The sequence below is a fragment of the Gilliamella sp. B2772 genome (assembly GCF_026536985.1).
Classification (GTDB): Bacteria; Pseudomonadota; Gammaproteobacteria; order Enterobacterales; family Orbaceae; genus Gilliamella; species Gilliamella apicola_E.
Genome location: NZ_JAFNNB010000001.1, coordinates 406577 through 424008, shown reverse-complemented (window position 1 = coordinate 424008; position 17432 = coordinate 406577). Strand labels below are relative to the sequence as shown.

Here is a 17432-nt window from a genome sequence, read left to right as displayed (position 1 = left end):
GCAATTATCTATTATTCCAACATGCCTAATAATATTTCTAGCATCATTCCTAAAAAATCAGGTGAAGTTAAACAAGTTGGTCAACTTGTCGGTTCTTCATTATCTCAATTTTGTGCGCAAATCATTGACGCACATGATGGTTTAGTCGTGATTGTTACAGATGATATGCAACAAACAACTCGTCTTCATGAAGAGCTAAAACAATTTTCACACTATCCGTCGATCTTCTTCCCCGATTGGGAAACGCTCCCTTATGATAGCTTTTCACCGCACCAAGATATCGTGTCAGAACGATTATCTTGCCTATATAATCTAGGGCATTTGACCAAAGGTGCATTAATCTTACCAATTAATACGCTTATGCAAAAAGTCTGCCCGCAGAACTATTTAGGTGGGCATGTCTTTATGATGAAAAAAGGCTTAGCCATAAGTCGGGAAAATCTACGCTTGCAACTTGAAAATGCGGGTTATCGTTCTGTTAGTCAAGTCATGGAACATGGTGAATATGCTACTCGCGGAGCATTATTTGATATCTATCCGATGGGCAGTGAAAGCCCTTACCGTATTGATTTCTTTGACGACGAAATAGATAGCATTCGTACCTTTGATGTCGAAACGCAACGGACTCTCGATGAAATTACCGAAATTCAACTACTACCTGCTCATGAGTTTCCTTTTGATAAAACATCAATAGAATTGTTTAGAAGCCAATGGCGAGAGAGATTTGAAGTAAGGTTAGACCCTGAAAGTATCTACCAACAAGTTAGTAAAAATATTTTACCAACCGGTATTGAATATTGGCAGGCATTATTCTTTAATGAACCACTCACGCCACTATTTAGCTATTTTTTATCTAATACACTGATCATTAACACTGCTAACATCGAACAGTTTGCTAATAAATATTGGCAAGATATTACTCAGCGTTATGAGAGCCGAAAAGTCGATCCCATGCGACCGCTTTTAGAACCAACAATTATTTGGTCAAAAACCGATGAAATCTTTGCTCATTTCAAACATTATCCACGAATTACGGTTTCACGCGCTCAAATCACTGAATCGAACAAAAGTATTAATTTACCATTTAGTTTACTGCCTGAAATTGCTATACAGATTCAGCAGAAAAATCCCTATTCACATTTTGAACAATTTACTCAAAATTTTAATGGCAAGATTATTTTTTCAGTCGAATCGGAAGGTCGAAAAGATGCATTGCTAGAAATATTAGGCCGTATAAGAATACATCCAACCACCATCACTCAACTTAGCCAACAATCGGATAACCGTTATTGTTTAATGATTGGTGCTAGCGAACAAGGTTTTATCGATCATCAACAAAATTTGGCCTTTATTACTGAAAACGAATTATTTGGCCGTCGAGTTATTCGCCGTAAGAAAGAGAACAAGCAGGCAATTAATACTGACAGTTTAATCCGTAGTTTAGCAGAATTAACACCAGGTAAGCCTGTTGTGCATCTTGAGCATGGTGTTGGTCGCTACGCTGGTTTAACCACATTAGAAACAGGTGGTATTACTGCTGAATACCTTATTTTACTTTATGCCAATGATACTAAACTCTATGTACCCGTTTCATCACTAAACTTAATTAGCCGTTATTCTGGTGGTGATGAAGAAAATGCTCCACTCAATAAATTAGGAACTGATGCATGGAGTAAAGCTAGACAAAAAGCTGCCGAAAAAGTACGTGATGTTGCAGCTGAATTGTTAGATATTTATGCTGAACGTGAAAGTAAGCCAGGCTTCGAATTCAAACAAGATCGTGAACAATACGAGCTGTTTTGCCAAGCTTTTCCTTACCAAGAAACAGAAGATCAGCAAAATGCCATTGGTGCTGTTATTGGTGACATGTGCTCACCTTATGCTATGGACCGATTAGTTTGTGGTGATGTTGGTTTTGGTAAAACCGAAGTGGCAATTCGTGCTGCATTTTTAGCGGTGATAAATCATAAACAAACCGCAGTCTTAGTCCCGACTACTTTGCTTGCTCAGCAACATTATGAAAGTTTTTGTGATAGATTTGCCAATTGGCCAATTCGCATTGAAAGTTTGTCACGATTTAAAACCGCTAAACAGCAACAAGCTATAATTCAAGAACTCGCTGAAGGTAAAATCGATATTGTTATTGGCACCCATAAACTTTTACAAGAAGATGTAAAATGGAAAGATTTAGGGCTTTTAATTGTTGATGAAGAGCATCGCTTTGGTGTTCGCCAAAAAGAGCGTATTAAAGCGATGCGAGCCAATATTGATATATTAACCTTAACGGCAACCCCTATTCCTCGAACGCTAAATATGGCAATGAGTGGTATGCGTGATCTCTCAATTATCGCTACACCACCTGCTCGCCGATTAGCGGTAAAAACCTTTGTTCGAGAATATGATAACTTAGTTATTCGTGAAGCCATCTTGCGTGAAATTTTGCGTGGTGGTCAAATTTATTACTTACACAATGACGTATCAGATATTGAAAATGTGGCTGAAAAGTTAGCTGAATTGGTACCTGAAGCACGAATTGCAGTTGGTCATGGGCAGATGCATGAACGCGATTTAGAGCGCGTAATGAATGACTTTCATCATCAACGATTCAACTTATTGGTGTGTACTACCATTGTCGAAACCGGAATCGACATCCCTAATGCCAACACCATTATTATTGAAAGAGCTGATAAATTTGGTTTAGCACAATTACATCAATTGCGTGGTCGAGTTGGACGCTCATATCACCAAGCTTACGCTTATTTATTAACACCACACCCTAAATTACTAAGTAAAGATGCTAAAAAACGTCTTGATGCTATCGCTACATTAGAGGACTTAGGTGCTGGTTTTGCTTTAGCTACACATGATCTTGAAATCCGTGGTGCAGGGGAATTATTAGGCAGTGATCAAAGTGGGCAGATTGAAACAATTGGTTTTAACCTTTATATCGAATTACTTGATGATGCCGTTAAATCTCTTAAGGAAGGCAAAGAACCAACTCTTGAATCATTACTCAATAATCAACAGACCGAAGTTGAGTTACGATTACCAACGTTGATTCCTGATGATTTCATCCCCGATGTCAATACTCGATTGTCACTATATAAGCGAATTGCAAGCATCGAAAGTTTAGATGAATTAACCGATATTCAAGTCGAAATGCGCGATCGCTTTGGTCAGCTACCTGATCCGGTACTTTTTTTATTAGAAATAACGAAAATCCGTTATCAAGCACAAAAATTAGGTATTACAAAAGTTGAATTTGGTGAAAAAGGTGGTTTTATTGAGTTTGGATCTAACAACAAAATTTCAGTTGATTATTTAATTGAAACAATTCAAAAATCACCAAAAAATTATCGCTTGGAAGGAACAAATCGATTAAAATTACTCAAAGCTGATTTAGAGCGCATTGAACGCATTGATTATATTAAAAATTTATTAGCTGATTTTGCTGAACATCAAGAAAAATAGCTCGAAATATACAGGAACATAAGAATTGAAAAAAACAATATTAACTATTATTACTATTGCTATATTAACCATTATTACTATTGCTATATTAGGCTATATTTGTATTGCATGGCATACAGGTATCGTAATAGAAAAGGAACTATACAATACGTTACCCGAAACCGTTGCAAAATTTAACAATGCGCAAAATATCTTTAAGTTAAACATTTCCCATTCTAATCATGAAAGACATCTGTTTTCAACCAAAACACACATCTATATGACGTTAACACCCAAAGATGGAAGTTCAGAGGATGTATTAACGTTAGCTGATAAAGATTTTACTATTCATCATGGACCATTCCCAATTGCAGCTTTAAAACAAGGTATATTTTCACCACAACAGGCTTGGATTGATTATGAAATCAGCCAAGAAGCTAAACCTGCGTTATGGGAAGCTATGGGAAATCAACCATTTATTACTGGCTACATTAGTTTGGATTATAGTAATAATCTGATCATGAAACTTTTTAGTCGAAAATTTAGTGAAAAAAGGGAGTTCGAAACTAATATTAATCTTGAATACGAATTAGGTAATGGTAGTTTTACATTTATTAGTAATAATGATTCCCCTATACCTTCGATAACGCTGGATTTAGATAGATTTCACACCAAAAAAGCTAATGTATATTTCACTTTAGATAAGCTTCACATTGAGTTTGCTGGCGAAAAACAATCAACAAATACTCATTATTTATTGAGTTTAGATTCTTTAAATACAAATCTAAGAGATGCTTTTTTCAATCCTGATTATGACTTTACTAAGTCCGATAATGACACTTTCTTAATAAACAATCTAAAAGTAGATAGCACTATTGATTCCAATAATCAAAATATAACCTTACAAGCTAACCTCGATAAGTTTACCTTAATTCCTGAGTCAGACGATAAACGACCTGCTATAAAAGTAAATAAAATTTCAGTCAATCAGAAAGTTAATTTTGGTGATAGCCGTACTCTAAATGGCTTTTTTAGCGGTAGTATTGACTCGATCTTATATGGACAACAAGAGTTAGGAAAAGCAGAAATAAATATTGATTATCAAGGGTTAGATAAGGCGGAATTTGGTGCAGCGTTTATCGATGAAGATACTCAATATAATCAACCTATCAATAGTCGATTTGAGTTAAAAAAATTAAATTTACATAATGATAATGGTGACATCAATATCAAAGGTTTACTTGATGTTACTAATCTTAATAAAATTTATATAATTAACGATCCGTTAGATAACATCAATAACTTTACATTACACGTGAACGCCCCGCTTAACGTACTAGCGCGTACATTTGCTCAATATTATTCTCCTAATAATAGTGGTATAACAGAGGATCAATTTAATAAATCTAAAAAAATAGTCCAAGACATATTGGCACATATGTCTAATGATTCGCCATTATTTACCTTTAGTAAAGACGGAGAGCAAGGTTTATTTATTGATATACTTCAAGATAGCAATGATGTTAATATTAATGGAAAAATTTATAATAAAAGTGATGTATTGGAACTATTAAAATAATAATGAATTAAAACCCAATTAGTCTTAAACCCGAAGTAAAAAGCAGTAAAAATTATTAATTTTAGAAAAGTAACTAACAAGTAATAGAAATTAAGAGAGTAAAAATGAAGAAAACAAAATTAGCAGTTGGTGTTATTGCAATATTAGGTTTGGGGTATGTTGGTACTGCATGGTATACCGGAAATGTAATTGAAAATGGTCTTGATAGCACATTAAAAAATTTAACCCAAGAAGTTAATAGCTTACAGGATAATTTTGAGGTACAAATCACGCATACAAATGACGAAAAAAGCCTCTTCTCAACTAAAACACACATAAAATTAGCTGTAACAAACATTGAAAATTCAAAAACAGTTGTATTATACGATGATGATGTGATTATTCATCATGGTCCTTTTCCAATTGAAGCGTTAAAAAATGGTGTATTCACACCTCAACAAGCTTGGATTGAATTTCAAAATAGTGAGCAATTTAATCCTGATTTATGGAAAAAAGCGGGTAATCAGCCATTTATGAAAGGTCATGTAAGCCTGTCTTACTCTGACTTCATAGACTATAACATATCAACTCAACCAATTGTACTTGATTTGAAAGATATCGGAGTTGAAGATGCTGATGGTAAACTTGATCTTGGTGAGATAAATTGGCGTGCTTCAGGAAACATTAATTTTGTTGCCCCATCAATTTCGATTGAAGCAAGTAAAATTAATTATCAACATGATGCAGATAATCAATTAAAAATAACCAATTTAAAAGTTGTTAATGATGCAGATTTTCAAAACAAATATACTTTAAATGCTAGCGTTGATGATTTCTATTTTAATTTTGAATCTGTTAACAATACACCTGAAATTTCTCTGAAAAATTTAGCTTGGAATTATGTGTTAGAAGCTAAAGAGAGTGGTTTAAATGGTGATTTTGCATTCAAGATTGATTCATTTAAATATGGTAAACAAGACATTGGTAATGGTTCGTTTGAATTTGATTTTGAAGGATTAGATAAATCTTTTTTAGAAATTTACCCGGAAGCAGCGCCGTTTTTAGCTAAAATTAAACATAGTTCACCTAATACCAAAATAAACATCAAAAAAGTCAATTGGCACAATGCAGCCGGTGATTTTAACTACAGCGCATTTTTTGATGTTTCTGATTTCACTATAATGTCAAGTTTCAGATTGGCTCAAAATATCGATCAACTTAACCAATTTAAAGTAAATCTTGATGCACCATACAAAGTTATAGCACGTATTAAGACTCAATTTGATAATCCAGAAAATGAAAATATTTCTGAACAACAATTTGAGTCTGATGCTAAACAAATGCAATTCATCGTTGAAAGATCTTTTAATAGATCTCCATATCCAGCAATTTTATTTAAAAAAGGAGATGTGGAAGGTATATTCACTGAAATTGAATACACTAAACAAAGTGGTCAATTCAACCTTAATGGCAAAAAAATGAGTTTTCAAGAGCTTCAAAACCATTTTTAAAAGTTAAACTCTTTATCACTAATTTATCCCGCCACCTTTTGGCGGGATAGCTTCAATAAACAATTTATTTGTAAATCCGATACATATTATTTGATTAGTTATATCAAATCACAAAATGAAGTATTTGTTTAAACAATGATAGATGAATATTTAAATCATAATTCAACTTACTTAGAATTATGAATTCTTTTACTTTAACTGAAAATAAATTTTATGAATAAACATTCTTCTGTTAGTAATGAAAATCAATTTAAACGCACCATGAAAACTCGGCATTTAATTATGCTATCTTTAGGTGGTGTAATTGGGACCGGTCTATTTTTTAATACCGGTTATATTATTGCCACTGCTGGGGCAATTGGAGCAATCATTGCCTATTTAATTGGCGCATTAGTTGTTTATCTTGTCATGTTATGTTTAGGTGAACTTGCTGTGGCTATGCCTGAAACAGGTGCCTTTCATACCTATGCATCACGATTTATTAGCCCTGCTACAGGCTATACGGTAGCCTGGCTTTATTGGTTAACTTGGACTGTCGCATTAGGATCAAGCTTTACCGCTGCCGGATTGTGTATGCAATATTGGTTTCCGCAAGTTTCAGTATGGCAGTGGTGTTTAGTGTTTTGCATAGTCATTTTTATGTTGAATATGATTACCGCTCAATTTTTTGCCGAAAGTGAGTTTTGGTTTTCGATAATAAAAGTCATCACTATCGTAGTATTTATCATTGCCGGAAGCGCAGCTATTTTTGGCATAATTCCGATGAAAAATGATATGCCAGCTCCATTTTTACATAATATTACCGAGCATGGCTGGTTTCCAAATGGTATTACGCCAATAATTATGACCATGGTATCAGTTAATTTTGCTTTTTCTGGAACCGAACTTATTGGTATAGCTGCTGGTGAAACCCATCAGCCTGAAAAATCAATTCCATTAGCGATTAAAACCACTATTTTCAGATTAATCATCTTTTTCGTCGGTACAATTTTTGTATTAGCAGCGCTACTACCAATGGAGCAAGCTGGTGTAATCAAAAGTCCATTTGTTGAAGTGTTCGAAAGTATTGGTATCCCCTATTCGGCTGATATTATGAATTTTGTTATTTTAACCGCTATTCTATCCGCCGCTAATTCTGGTCTATATGCTTCTGGTCGGATGTTATGGTCATTATCCAATCAAGGTACATTACCTAAATACTTTAGTAAACTAAATAAAAAAGGTATTCCAACCACAGCTATTGCCGTTAGTATGATTGGCGGTTTATTAGCGCTGTTTTCTAGTGTCATCGCCCCAGATACGGTGTTTGTCGGCCTAACCGCGATTTCTGGATTTGCTGTGGTGGCGGTTTGGTTAAGTATTTGTGCTTCTCATTACTTTTTTAGAAAACAACTTTCATCTTCTGACATTGAAGGTCTCAAATATAAAGCACCTTTATACCCATTAGTACCAATTTTAGGCTTTATTCTATGCTTAGTTGCTTGTGTTGGTTTGGCATTCGATCCAGAACAGCGCATCGCGCTTTATTGTGGTATTCCATTTGTGGTGTTTTGCTATATTGCCTATCATGTTACCCGAGCTTATCAACAACGAGTAAACCGATAATGTTTAATCCAATATCATTCAACCAAAATATTATAATTGACGGTGCTTTAGCTAGTGAGTTACAGCGCCGTGGCTGTGATCTTAATGATAGTTTGTGGTCAGCCAAAGTATTAATAGAACAACCCGATCTGATTAGGCAAGTTCATTATGACTACTTTAAAGCTGGTGCAGATTGTGCAACCACAGCCAGCTATCAGGCATCACCTTTAGGGTTCGCTAAAAAAGGGATATCTTTAGATGAATCTATAAAGCTTATCAAAAAAAGTGTCGAGCTGGCTCAACAAGCAAAAGAGCAATATTTAACTCAGATTGGTAAAAATAAACCACTATTTATAGCTGGTTCAGTTGGTCCTTATGGTGCTTATTTAGCCGATGGTTCAGAATACACAGGCAACTACCAATTAAGTGAAAAAGAATTTATCGAGTTTCATCAGATCCGAATACAAGCACTAATCGATGCAAAAGCCGATATCCTAGCTTGCGAAACCTTACCCAATTTTGCTGAAATTAAAGCGATTGTTAAAGTACTGAAACAGTATCCAACAATGACAGCATGGTTCTCATTTACCTTAAAAGATGCTAATCACCTTAGCGATGGTACCCCGCTAAAAGAAGTGATCGATTATCTAAATAACGTTGATCAAGTGGTTAGTGTTGGTATTAATTGCATTGCCTTAGAAGAAGTAACTGCCGCATTAACCGTATTACAAACCTTAACTAGAAAACCTTTGATTGTTTATCCAAACTCAGGTGAACAGTATGATCCAACCACCAAACAATGGCATAAAAATCACCAACACAACTGTACTTTCAAAAACCAATTACCAACTTGGTTAAAATTAGGTGCTAAATTGATTGGCGGATGCTGCCAAACTACACCTAAAGATATTGCAGAAATTGCTGACTATTTAAAAAGCATTAAATAGTGATTCAATCTGTAAGGAATAAAATCGCTGTTAATTGAATAAATAAATTAATGGCGGTTTAACTTTTTAAGAGCTATTTGCATTCTCATCCCCTCAAAAACCCCGCTCCTCAACTTTTTTTGAATCAAAAAACCCCGTTCCTCAAAATTTTATAAAAATATTAAATGCTATAATGTTAACTATCCCATATAGTGTAGATGCAATGGACTTGCCTCCAAAAGCATCCATCACTAATTTAGGTTTGAGACTTGGAGTTTTTTAGATTCAATGCTATTCAATATTGGCATGTCGATTTTTCATTGATTCTGGCGTTTGATTTAAATCGTCCATTAGACTATAAATGATGCTGTCATAAGTCAGCAGAGATAGTTGTTCAAAGGTACTGCCCATAGGTTGATTTAATTGAACAACATTGATTGGAATTGCAACAATGTTATCAGCTAGTTTTGCTAAACTTGAGTTGTTGTTGGTGGTAAATAGGATTATTTTAACACCGATTGCTTTTGCTTGATTAGCATAAGCGATGAGGCTTTTAGTTTCCCCAGAATTAGATCCTAAAATCAATAAATCACCAACATTTGCTTTAGGTTTGCTGATTTCAGTTATTAAACTCACATTTAAACCTAAATGCATTAATCGATTAGCAAATGCACTAATCATTAATCCTGATCGGCCGGTTCCTGCTAAAAAGATATGTTTTGCGGAAATAATAGCGTTTTTAAATTCCTGAAGTTGATCTTCATTTAAATTACCTTGCTGAGCCGATATTTCTGTCAATATATTGCTAAGTACATTTTTGATAGTCACTGTTTTATTCCTATTTTATTGCCATTTTTAATTTTTCAATATTGCTTTCTATGGCATTATTTTTAAAGATGAATCCACCCGATACAATGCTATTTGCTCCAGCGGCAATGCATGGTGATATAGTTTGGTCGGTAATATTGCCATCAACTTGGATGTCGTAATGATAATTACCTTTTTGCTTTTCACGGGTTAATTGTTCAATTTTTTGTAAGGTAAAAGGTAAAAAGCTTTCATTTTTTTGCCCCGGATTAACAGTCATAACTAATACTAAATCGATAAAAGGTAATAATAATTTTAGGTTTTCAACCGGTGTGCTTGGATTTATAGCTATTCCAGCTTTGATATTGTTACTTTTTATTTTGTTGATAATGAATGAGTGATGGGCCGTTGCTTCGTAATGAAAGGTGATAATATCAGCTTTAGCATCAATAAAATCTGCTATGGCTAACTCAGGCTTCTCGACCATAAGATGACAATCTAAAATGAAATCAGTATGTGTTTTTAAATTTTTGACAAAGCTTGCATTAAAACCAAGATTTGGTACATAGTGATTATCCATCACGTCAATATGTAATTGACGAATACCCAATGATTTAAATTTTTCCAAGTTTTCTTTAATCTGATAAAGATCAGAATTAAATAGTGATGGAGACAGTATCATAATTATTCCCTCTTATTAACAGCCCATCAACATAAAATTGACATTACGTTTTCGTTCACGTAGCGCATCCCAGTCAACAAAATAGATTTTTCCTAATTGCCCTAATAGTGGCAAACCATCTTTAATGATCAACACCAATGAGAAATCACCAAAAAGTGATGATTTGATATGAGCATCTGTATTTAGCATCACCCATTTTTCTGCTGGATAATTGGGATCACTAAGTCCTAAACCAAATTCAACATGCTTTGGACCAGGGCTGTTGTACTGATTTTCACTGGTCATGCGTGGTACAATTTTTTCTAAGGTATTGTTGATATCGACATGAAGAAACTCATCCCCAAAAAAATTAGTGTCATGCATACACTCTTCAAAAAATAGTGAGCAAGTTGTATGTGTGGTAGCTATGGTTAACTGACCATTTTCGATATTGGATTGCTTAACAAATTGATTTAATTCTTCAGTAATATCATGGTAAGAGTGTCTGCCAGCAACAGTATTGATTTCAATGGCATGATGAATAATTTTCATATTGCTTTATTCCTTATTGCAGCCTCATTAACTTTGTTATTTCAGTTAACGAAAGTCAATGAGGCGGTCGTTATAAATACTTAATGATGCTTTTTAATTAAATAGCTAAACGTTTTTTTAACTCTGCAAAAAACTCATTCAATCCTACACCAGTAAGTAATGGTAAACCGTTGATGACTTTAGCCTTAATTGAATCTGGTACGATGGTGGTACTCACCACAACGTCATAAGAGTCGATTTTATTAAGTTCATCAGCAATTTTAGATTGATAAATTTTCACTTGATCTGTTAATTTTTCATCACTAAGCCATTTAGTGACTTTGCTTACTGCAATAGTTGAAGTTGCATGACCTGCACCACACATTATGAGTAAATTTTTCATATGACTATTTCCTTTTAATACATTTCAATTTTTTTGATTTTGTTAATATAGATAAGCAAGCAAAGGATTACGAGAGCTAAACCAATTAAGCCAAGGTATCCGATATGGGTTAATAACAGTACAAATAGTGTTACAGGCCATAATCCACATAAAATTACAGTAACAATACCAGCTGTACCTACATCATAATTAGCTAGATGGAATACATCAGTGATGACTGGTGCAAGCCAAGTTGCCATATATAGGCAGATAACTAGGTAAATGGTGCCACCAAGGATTGAACGAATAATATTACCTTTAAAAAACGGTACCATTAAGCAGATGCCAAATGCATAGAAGGCTAAATCACCAAAAGGTAGTACTTTGTTACCCGGTAAGATCAAAGCAAGTAGTAATGATACTGGCACCATGATTAACGCAGTTGCCATTACCGCAGGATGACCAACAGTTAACGCGGCATCCATTCCGATGTTTACTTGTTTTCCATTAAGTTTTTTGCTAGTAAATTCACGCGCAGCGTCAGCAACAGGAAGTAAGCCTTCCATAAACATTGCAACCATTTTTGGCATAATTTTCATGATTGCAGCAGTTGAAATACCTAGCTGACCAATTTTTGGAACATCATAATTGGCTAAAATCCCTACAACAATACCGATGATTAATCCGATAACAACAGTATCACCAAAGATACCAAAACGTTTGGTTAGCGTTTCTGAATCGGCATTTAATTTATTTAAACCTGGAATTCGGTCAAAGATCCAATTTAATGGGATTGCGACAATTGCACCCGATAATGCCATGAGGTGAGTAATAGCAATGCCAGGATAACCAAAAAATGAGCTTATTGGTTTCTGTAATAGATCGGCTAAAAACCATTGCAACATTACTGCAGTTATACAGCCAATGATACCAACCCAATATTCACCTGTGACTGAATATGCCACTAAACCTAGGAAAATCGCAAACCAGAAATTCCAGATATCGACATTTAACGTTCGAGTCCAACCGAGTGAGATAAATAAGAAATTGATAATTAATGATGCTGGAATTAGCAATAACCCCAATGTCGTTGAGAATGCCAATGGCCCACCTACTCCACAACCAATATCCATAATACTTAATGATGTTCCATACTGTTCACCCATTTTTTGGATGGCAACACCTAAAGTGTCAGATAGTAAACCGATAACTAATCCAAGACCAACGATACCGATACCGACTGTAATACCCGACATTATCGCTTTGGAAAAACTGACTCTAAAAAATAAGGCTATGATAAAAATGATGATTGGTAAAAAAACCACTCCACCAAGATCTATTAACCATTGAAAAATATTAATGACACTATCCATTTGTAACTCCTTGATAAAATTAATCAACCCTATTTAACGCCTGCGGTATTTAAAATAGTGGTAAATTCGTTAATTGATTGACACTTTTCTAATAATTTTATTTGCTCATCATTTTGAAATAAGCCAATAAGGTTCTGTAAATTTTCAATTTGCTCATGTGGCTGCTTCATTGCTAGCATAAAAATGAATTTGACTGGGATTTGTTCTTTATCATCAGTCATACCAGAAAAAATGATTGGATTTTTTAGGGATGCAAAGCAAATTTGTGACTGATTAACTTTTGAAGAATCAGTGTGTGGTATGGCAAAACCGACGGAATTAATTAATAATCCTGTTGGATATTGTTTTTCTCTTTGCAAAATTCCATCTAAATAGTCTTGTTTAACAATTCCATGTGAAAATAACATTTGTGCCATTGTTGTTAAGATCTCTTCTTTAGTTTTTGCCTCAATATTGAATAGGCATAAATGCTGATCAAAGTACATTCTTGATTCCTCTTTGATTGTCCAAAAATAGTTTAAGTTGTTTAAAGTTTGTGAGATTTTTTAAGGATGAAATTGCCTGTTTATTCGAGACTATTTCATAAATTTCAGTGAAAACGTCATTAATACTATTAATGTTGTTCTCGGAAAGACTAACCATGATAATGATGCTGACATCAATCATGCCCCATTTGATCGGTTGTTTTAATGTCATGATTGATATGCTTGATTTAAGGACGAACATTGGTGAACCATGTGGTAAAGCGATCCCGTTTTCAATCGAGGTATCACCGATTTCTTCACGATATAACACTGAATCACGATAGTTTTTAGTTACAAATCCTTTCTCTTCAAGCTTATTTATCAGTAAGTTAAGGCATTCATTTTTGTGTTGAATATCAACGTTTAATTCAATTAAATCTGCTTTAACGAATTTAGCTGTTGTTGGATAGTAATTGTCTGAAAAATCGGGTTGTTTATTAAGAACATAGTTGGCGTAAGCTTGGATAATATTTTGGTAATCTTGATTGTTTAATAATGACGATATTTTGACAATGGGTTTATTAATGTTGTTGATATCAAGTGTAGTGATGATTAAATCGACATTACTAAGTTTGGTCGAATTTAATTTTGAAACAGAATAGACTTCGATATTATCTTTCGACGGTAAAAGTTTTCGTACTTTATTTAAAATTAAATTTGATGATGAGCATCCATATTGGCAAATAATAACAATATTATTTGCATCCGCGGCTTTATCTAAAGCTATTTGAAAATGAATCAATAAAAATGAGATTTCATGATCATTTAAATGGATGTCAAATTTACGTTCTAAGTCTGAAAGTGCATACCATAACACACTAAATAATTTGGAATATTCTTGTTTTATCTCATCTAATATTGGATTTATAATACGGATTTTCTTTTGCAAACGAGTAATCATCGATGGAAAATGTGACAATAAAGAGTGAAACAATTTACTATCACCCGTTAAATCTACATTCTCAATGTCACCAATTTTTTTTATGATCCTAAAGATGATTTGTTCATAAAAACTGTCATCAACAATGATATTTTCATCAATGATTCGATGAGCAAAAAATAGTTTGCTTAAATATTTAATATCATTAGTTGGAAACGCCACCTGAAAAGTTGACTCAAGTGTTTTTGCCAATTCCGAGGCAATTAAGTAGGATTGCATATATCGAATATGATTAAATAAAAAATCATTTTCTTCAGGAATTGAATATCCCAAACACAATCTCTTAAGTTGTATGGTAATTGATATCAGTAGCGAAGATAGATAATGCTCAGTAGATTGTGCAACGACCGATTCAAAACGTTCAAACAGTAATCGATTTATCTGTTCAAACGAATCATCCCCAATAAAGGATTTCATCAATTGATTTAGATAATAGTCATCTTGTTTGTGAATATATAAGGAGAGAAAATGTTTAATCGCTCGTTGTATTTGATTTTCATTACCGTCAACATGAATTCCTTTATGAGTGACGGTTAATACGATATTTTCTTGCTCAAGCGCACGATTAATAAATTCGATATCTTTGTGTAATGATGTTTTACTGACTAAATAGTCAAAAGATAATTGCTCAAGTGATACGTTTTCACTATTTAATAAACATCGTTTAACAATATCTAAGCGACGGTATTCAGGACTTAATCGCCGTGATTTTTTATTAAAATAGCTGTGACTATTTTTTTGTTCTAAGTAATTAATTATTGTTTCAATATCCGTTTTTTGACCTAATAAAATTAATCCTTTACGAGGTGACTTTTCGATTCGAATATCCATATTCGGTATCGTTTTTAAACGTTCGTTTAGTTTCTCAATATCGCAATATACGGTTTTAGTTGAAATTAATAATTTTGAACTAAAAAAAGCAGCCGGTTTAAATTCTGACTGGCTAAAAAGTAGTTTAAGTAATTTGATCTGTCTTTCCATTACTCAACTCCTTTTTCTGTATGTAATACCTTCATGATGATTTAAAGTATAGTTAGATAAATAAATAAGACGATTACATTTTTTTCCAGATTAATCTGGAATCCAATGTGATAATAACCAATGTTGAAAAGTCTGAGTGCGTAAATAGCAATCTTAAAGTGGGGTATTTTTCTTAATCTAGATGATTATAAAGGTCTTAATAATGAGGTAATACATTTAGTCATTTGACATGAAATTACTATTTTATATCTCTTTTTAATGAATAAATTAAGAATGATGATTATTTGAATGATTCATTTCAGATAGTAAAGCATACCTTTAATATTTTCATCCTATTAAATAGCTGAGCTGAGTTTATTTTATATAGAGAGATAAATGTTTGTAATAACTTATGTTATAAGTTAATTCAATAATAATGGTTTGATGCTTTTAATAGTTTGCTTTTATTTCAATAAAAAGTCTATTTTTTGCAATAAACCATTATTAAATAATCTTTTGTGCTCAATCATTTATTTTGTTAATACGCGTTCAACCGTATCGACAATAGCTTGAGTTTGTGAATCAATTTCGATATTAACACTATCCCCTACTTTTTTGGTATCCAGAGTAGTAATCGATAAGGTTTCTGGGATCAGGTGAATGTTAAAATGGTTATCTTTAACCTCACCAACGGTTAAACTTGCGCCGTCTATACCAATAAAGCCTTTATATAGCACATATTTCATAAATTTTTCAGGCATAGCTAAGGTCATTTGACAGTTGGTAGCTGTTTTTTGGATATCGATAATGGTTGCAGTACAAGAGACATGTCCAGACATTACATGCCCACCAATTTCATCACCATATTTAGCACTTCGTTCAATATTAACAAAGTCATTTTGCTTCTTATGGCCGAGAGTAGTTAAAGCAAGGGTTTCTTGCATAATGTCAAAGGTTACGCAATCATTTTCAATTCCGGTTACGGTTAAGCAACAGCCATCATTTGCTATTGATGCCCCGATTTCGATATTATTTGTTAAGTTGTGTGGAAGTTTGACTTTATAGGTTCTTAATTTGTCTCGATCTGTGATACAAATAATCTGACCAACACCTTGTACGATTCCTGTAAACATTATCATAACCTTTATATTTAATCATTTAGCTAAATATTTTAGCGCAAACCAGTAAAAAATAATAACGATTGAAATCGAATATTTAATAAATGAATGATTTTATCTTCAAAAAGATATCCAATTGGATGCTCTACTGATATGATCGGATTTAATTTATGATTTAAAGGTTACCCATTTATGTTGAAACTTATTTTAGCTATTTCAATCGGTTCAGTTTTCGGAGGATTGCTTCGCTGGTTCTTATCGTTAAAATTAAATGTCATTGCTTTTGCTATTCCTTTAGGTACATTATTTTCTAATTTGATCGCTGGTTATATTATTGGTTTTGCAATTGCTTTTTTTAATCATGCAAATCTTTCTGCTGAGTGGCGATTGCTGATAATTACTGGTTTTTGTGGTGGGTTATCTACTTTTTCAACGTTTTCAGCTGAAATTGTTAACTTTCTTCAAGAAGGTCGTATTGGTTGGGGATTAGCGACCATTGCTGTTCATGTTACTGGCTCAGTTTTAATGACATTTTTAGGCTTTTTTACCTATCAATTTTTTCGTTCATGAAGGTATATTAACCCAAAACAATATAAAAAATGATCACAAATAGTATTTACAACCTCAAATTACTGTATTAATATACACTGTATATGTAAACAGTATCGAGGTTTTTATGCTTATTGAACATTCTTCACCACAACTTATGGCTATCAATTTTGAAACACCCTTTCAACAGGTGTTACAACAACAGCGACCTTTATTACGTTCATTTAATAAAGAGAAAAAATGGCAATTATGGCTATCAGATCGTCCGATGCTAAAACGTTCATGGGTGAATACTGCTGGACTAGATAAAGAAAAAGTTGTTCATTTAGCTAATTTGAATAATGAAAATTTAGTATCTACTATTGAGAAAGCATTACAAAGTAAAACCTGTAGTTATGTAGTTGCATGTGTTAATGATCTTAATGAGCAAGATAAACTGCGTTTACAACAAGCCGTTTTAACCAGCAATACCTGTTTGTTTTTAGTTCACGATGAACAAAACCAACAACCAATTCAATACCATTAAAAAAATATCTGTTTCTTAAATTTATAGTTATA

15 protein-coding genes are annotated in these 17432 nt (G+C 33.4%); 7 read left to right on the top strand and 8 right to left on the bottom strand.

The window, feature by feature from the left end:
• The first annotated feature begins 21 nt into the window (after positions 1-21).
• From mfd to mmuM, 5 genes are all read left to right on the top strand, one after another.
• A complete protein-coding gene (gene mfd / locus J3T98_RS01920) occupies positions 22-3471 on the top strand; it encodes a transcription-repair coupling factor (RefSeq protein ID WP_267361995.1) in 3450 nt (1149 codons plus the stop codon).
• Positions 3472-3496: 25 nt separating this feature from the next.
• Complete coding sequence (locus J3T98_RS01915; RefSeq protein WP_065563451.1) at positions 3497-5029, top strand: DUF945 family protein; 1533 nt, start codon at positions 3497-3499, stop codon at positions 5027-5029.
• Between the two features lie 104 nt (positions 5030-5133).
• On the top strand, positions 5134-6519 hold the full coding sequence (locus J3T98_RS01910) for a DUF945 family protein (RefSeq protein WP_065563452.1): 1386 nt from the start codon (positions 5134-5136) through the stop codon (positions 6517-6519).
• A gap of 213 nt (positions 6520-6732) precedes the next feature.
• A complete protein-coding gene (mmuP, locus tag J3T98_RS01905; RefSeq protein ID WP_065563453.1) occupies positions 6733-8124 on the top strand; it encodes an S-methylmethionine permease in 1392 nt (463 codons plus the stop codon).
• Positions 8124-9050, top strand: a complete 927-nt coding sequence (gene mmuM / locus J3T98_RS01900) for a homocysteine S-methyltransferase (protein WP_267361994.1) — start codon at positions 8124-8126, stop codon at positions 9048-9050. Before mmuP ends, mmuM begins: the two co-directional genes overlap by 1 nt.
• A gap of 270 nt (positions 9051-9320) precedes the next feature.
• On the opposite strand, the gene hxlB is transcribed toward mmuM, so the two are convergent.
• The 8 genes from hxlB to J3T98_RS01860 all read right to left on the bottom strand — a co-directional run bounded on the left by hxlB (position 9321) and on the right by J3T98_RS01860 (position 16340).
• Positions 9321-9857, bottom strand: a complete 537-nt coding sequence (gene hxlB, locus J3T98_RS01895) for a 6-phospho-3-hexuloisomerase (protein ID WP_267361993.1) — start codon at positions 9855-9857, stop codon at positions 9321-9323.
• A gap of 10 nt (positions 9858-9867) precedes the next feature.
• Complete coding sequence (gene rpe / locus J3T98_RS01890; RefSeq protein ID WP_267361992.1) at positions 9868-10518, bottom strand: ribulose-phosphate 3-epimerase; 651 nt, start codon at positions 10516-10518, stop codon at positions 9868-9870.
• A 15-nt stretch (positions 10519-10533) separates the two neighbouring features.
• Positions 10534-11049 (bottom strand): YjbQ family protein, encoded by a 516-nt coding sequence (locus J3T98_RS01885; RefSeq protein WP_267361991.1) that lies wholly within the window; start codon positions 11047-11049, stop codon positions 10534-10536.
• A 97-nt stretch (positions 11050-11146) separates the two neighbouring features.
• A complete protein-coding gene (locus J3T98_RS01880) occupies positions 11147-11431 on the bottom strand; it encodes a PTS sugar transporter subunit IIB (protein ID WP_065563458.1) in 285 nt (94 codons plus the stop codon).
• Between the two features lie 14 nt (positions 11432-11445).
• On the bottom strand, positions 11446-12783 hold the full coding sequence (locus J3T98_RS01875; protein WP_065563459.1) for a PTS galactitol transporter subunit IIC: 1338 nt from the start codon (positions 12781-12783) through the stop codon (positions 11446-11448).
• A gap of 29 nt (positions 12784-12812) precedes the next feature.
• Positions 12813-13268, bottom strand: a complete 456-nt coding sequence (locus tag J3T98_RS01870) for a PTS sugar transporter subunit IIA (RefSeq protein WP_267361990.1) — start codon at positions 13266-13268, stop codon at positions 12813-12815.
• Complete coding sequence (locus J3T98_RS01865) at positions 13258-15228, bottom strand: BglG family transcription antiterminator (RefSeq protein ID WP_267361989.1); 1971 nt, start codon at positions 15226-15228, stop codon at positions 13258-13260. The genes J3T98_RS01870 and J3T98_RS01865 overlap by 11 nt, the downstream gene beginning before the upstream one ends.
• Positions 15229-15737: 509 nt before the next feature.
• Positions 15738-16340 carry a riboflavin synthase subunit alpha gene (locus J3T98_RS01860; protein WP_267361988.1) on the bottom strand — a complete coding sequence of 201 codons (603 nt, stop codon included), beginning with the start codon at positions 16338-16340 and terminating at the stop codon, positions 15738-15740.
• A 177-nt stretch (positions 16341-16517) separates the two neighbouring features.
• Here J3T98_RS01860 and crcB point away from each other — a divergent pair, with 177 nt between their 5' ends.
• Together crcB and J3T98_RS01850 are read left to right on the top strand one after the other, a co-directional pair.
• Entirely contained in the window at positions 16518-16895 is a 378-nt protein-coding gene (gene crcB, locus J3T98_RS01855) for a fluoride efflux transporter CrcB (protein ID WP_065563463.1), read from the top strand.
• A 106-nt stretch (positions 16896-17001) separates the two neighbouring features.
• Positions 17002-17400 carry a cell division inhibitor SulA gene (locus J3T98_RS01850; protein WP_065734868.1) on the top strand — a complete coding sequence of 133 codons (399 nt, stop codon included), beginning with the start codon at positions 17002-17004 and terminating at the stop codon, positions 17398-17400.
• Positions 17401-17432: the final 32 nt, after the last annotated feature.

What these genes read in the sequence shown, in the direction of transcription:
- mfd (WP_267361995.1), top strand. Translation starts at nt 22, where the DNA reads ATGCCTAATAATATTTCTAGCATCATTCCTAAAAAATCAGGTGAAGTT.
- J3T98_RS01910 (WP_065563452.1), top strand. Translation starts at nt 5,134, where the DNA reads ATGAAGAAAACAAAATTAGCAGTTGGTGTTATTGCAATATTAGGTTTG.
- mmuP (WP_065563453.1), top strand. Translation starts at nt 6,733, where the DNA reads ATGAATAAACATTCTTCTGTTAGTAATGAAAATCAATTTAAACGCACC.
- mmuM (WP_267361994.1), top strand. Translation starts at nt 8,124, where the DNA reads ATGTTTAATCCAATATCATTCAACCAAAATATTATAATTGACGGTGCT.
- rpe (WP_267361992.1), bottom strand. Translation starts at nt 10,518, where the DNA reads ATGATACTGTCTCCATCACTATTTAATTCTGATCTTTATCAGATTAAA.
- J3T98_RS01885 (WP_267361991.1), bottom strand. Translation starts at nt 11,049, where the DNA reads ATGAAAATTATTCATCATGCCATTGAAATCAATACTGTTGCTGGCAGA.
- J3T98_RS01880 (WP_065563458.1), bottom strand. Translation starts at nt 11,431, where the DNA reads ATGAAAAATTTACTCATAATGTGTGGTGCAGGTCATGCAACTTCAACT.
- J3T98_RS01875 (WP_065563459.1), bottom strand. Translation starts at nt 12,783, where the DNA reads ATGGATAGTGTCATTAATATTTTTCAATGGTTAATAGATCTTGGTGGA.
- J3T98_RS01870 (WP_267361990.1), bottom strand. Translation starts at nt 13,268, where the DNA reads ATGTACTTTGATCAGCATTTATGCCTATTCAATATTGAGGCAAAAACT.
- J3T98_RS01865 (WP_267361989.1), bottom strand. Translation starts at nt 15,228, where the DNA reads ATGGAAAGACAGATCAAATTACTTAAACTACTTTTTAGCCAGTCAGAA.
- J3T98_RS01860 (WP_267361988.1), bottom strand. Translation starts at nt 16,340, where the DNA reads ATGTTTACAGGAATCGTACAAGGTGTTGGTCAGATTATTTGTATCACA.
- crcB (WP_065563463.1), top strand. Translation starts at nt 16,518, where the DNA reads ATGTTGAAACTTATTTTAGCTATTTCAATCGGTTCAGTTTTCGGAGGA.
- J3T98_RS01850 (WP_065734868.1), top strand. Translation starts at nt 17,002, where the DNA reads ATGCTTATTGAACATTCTTCACCACAACTTATGGCTATCAATTTTGAA.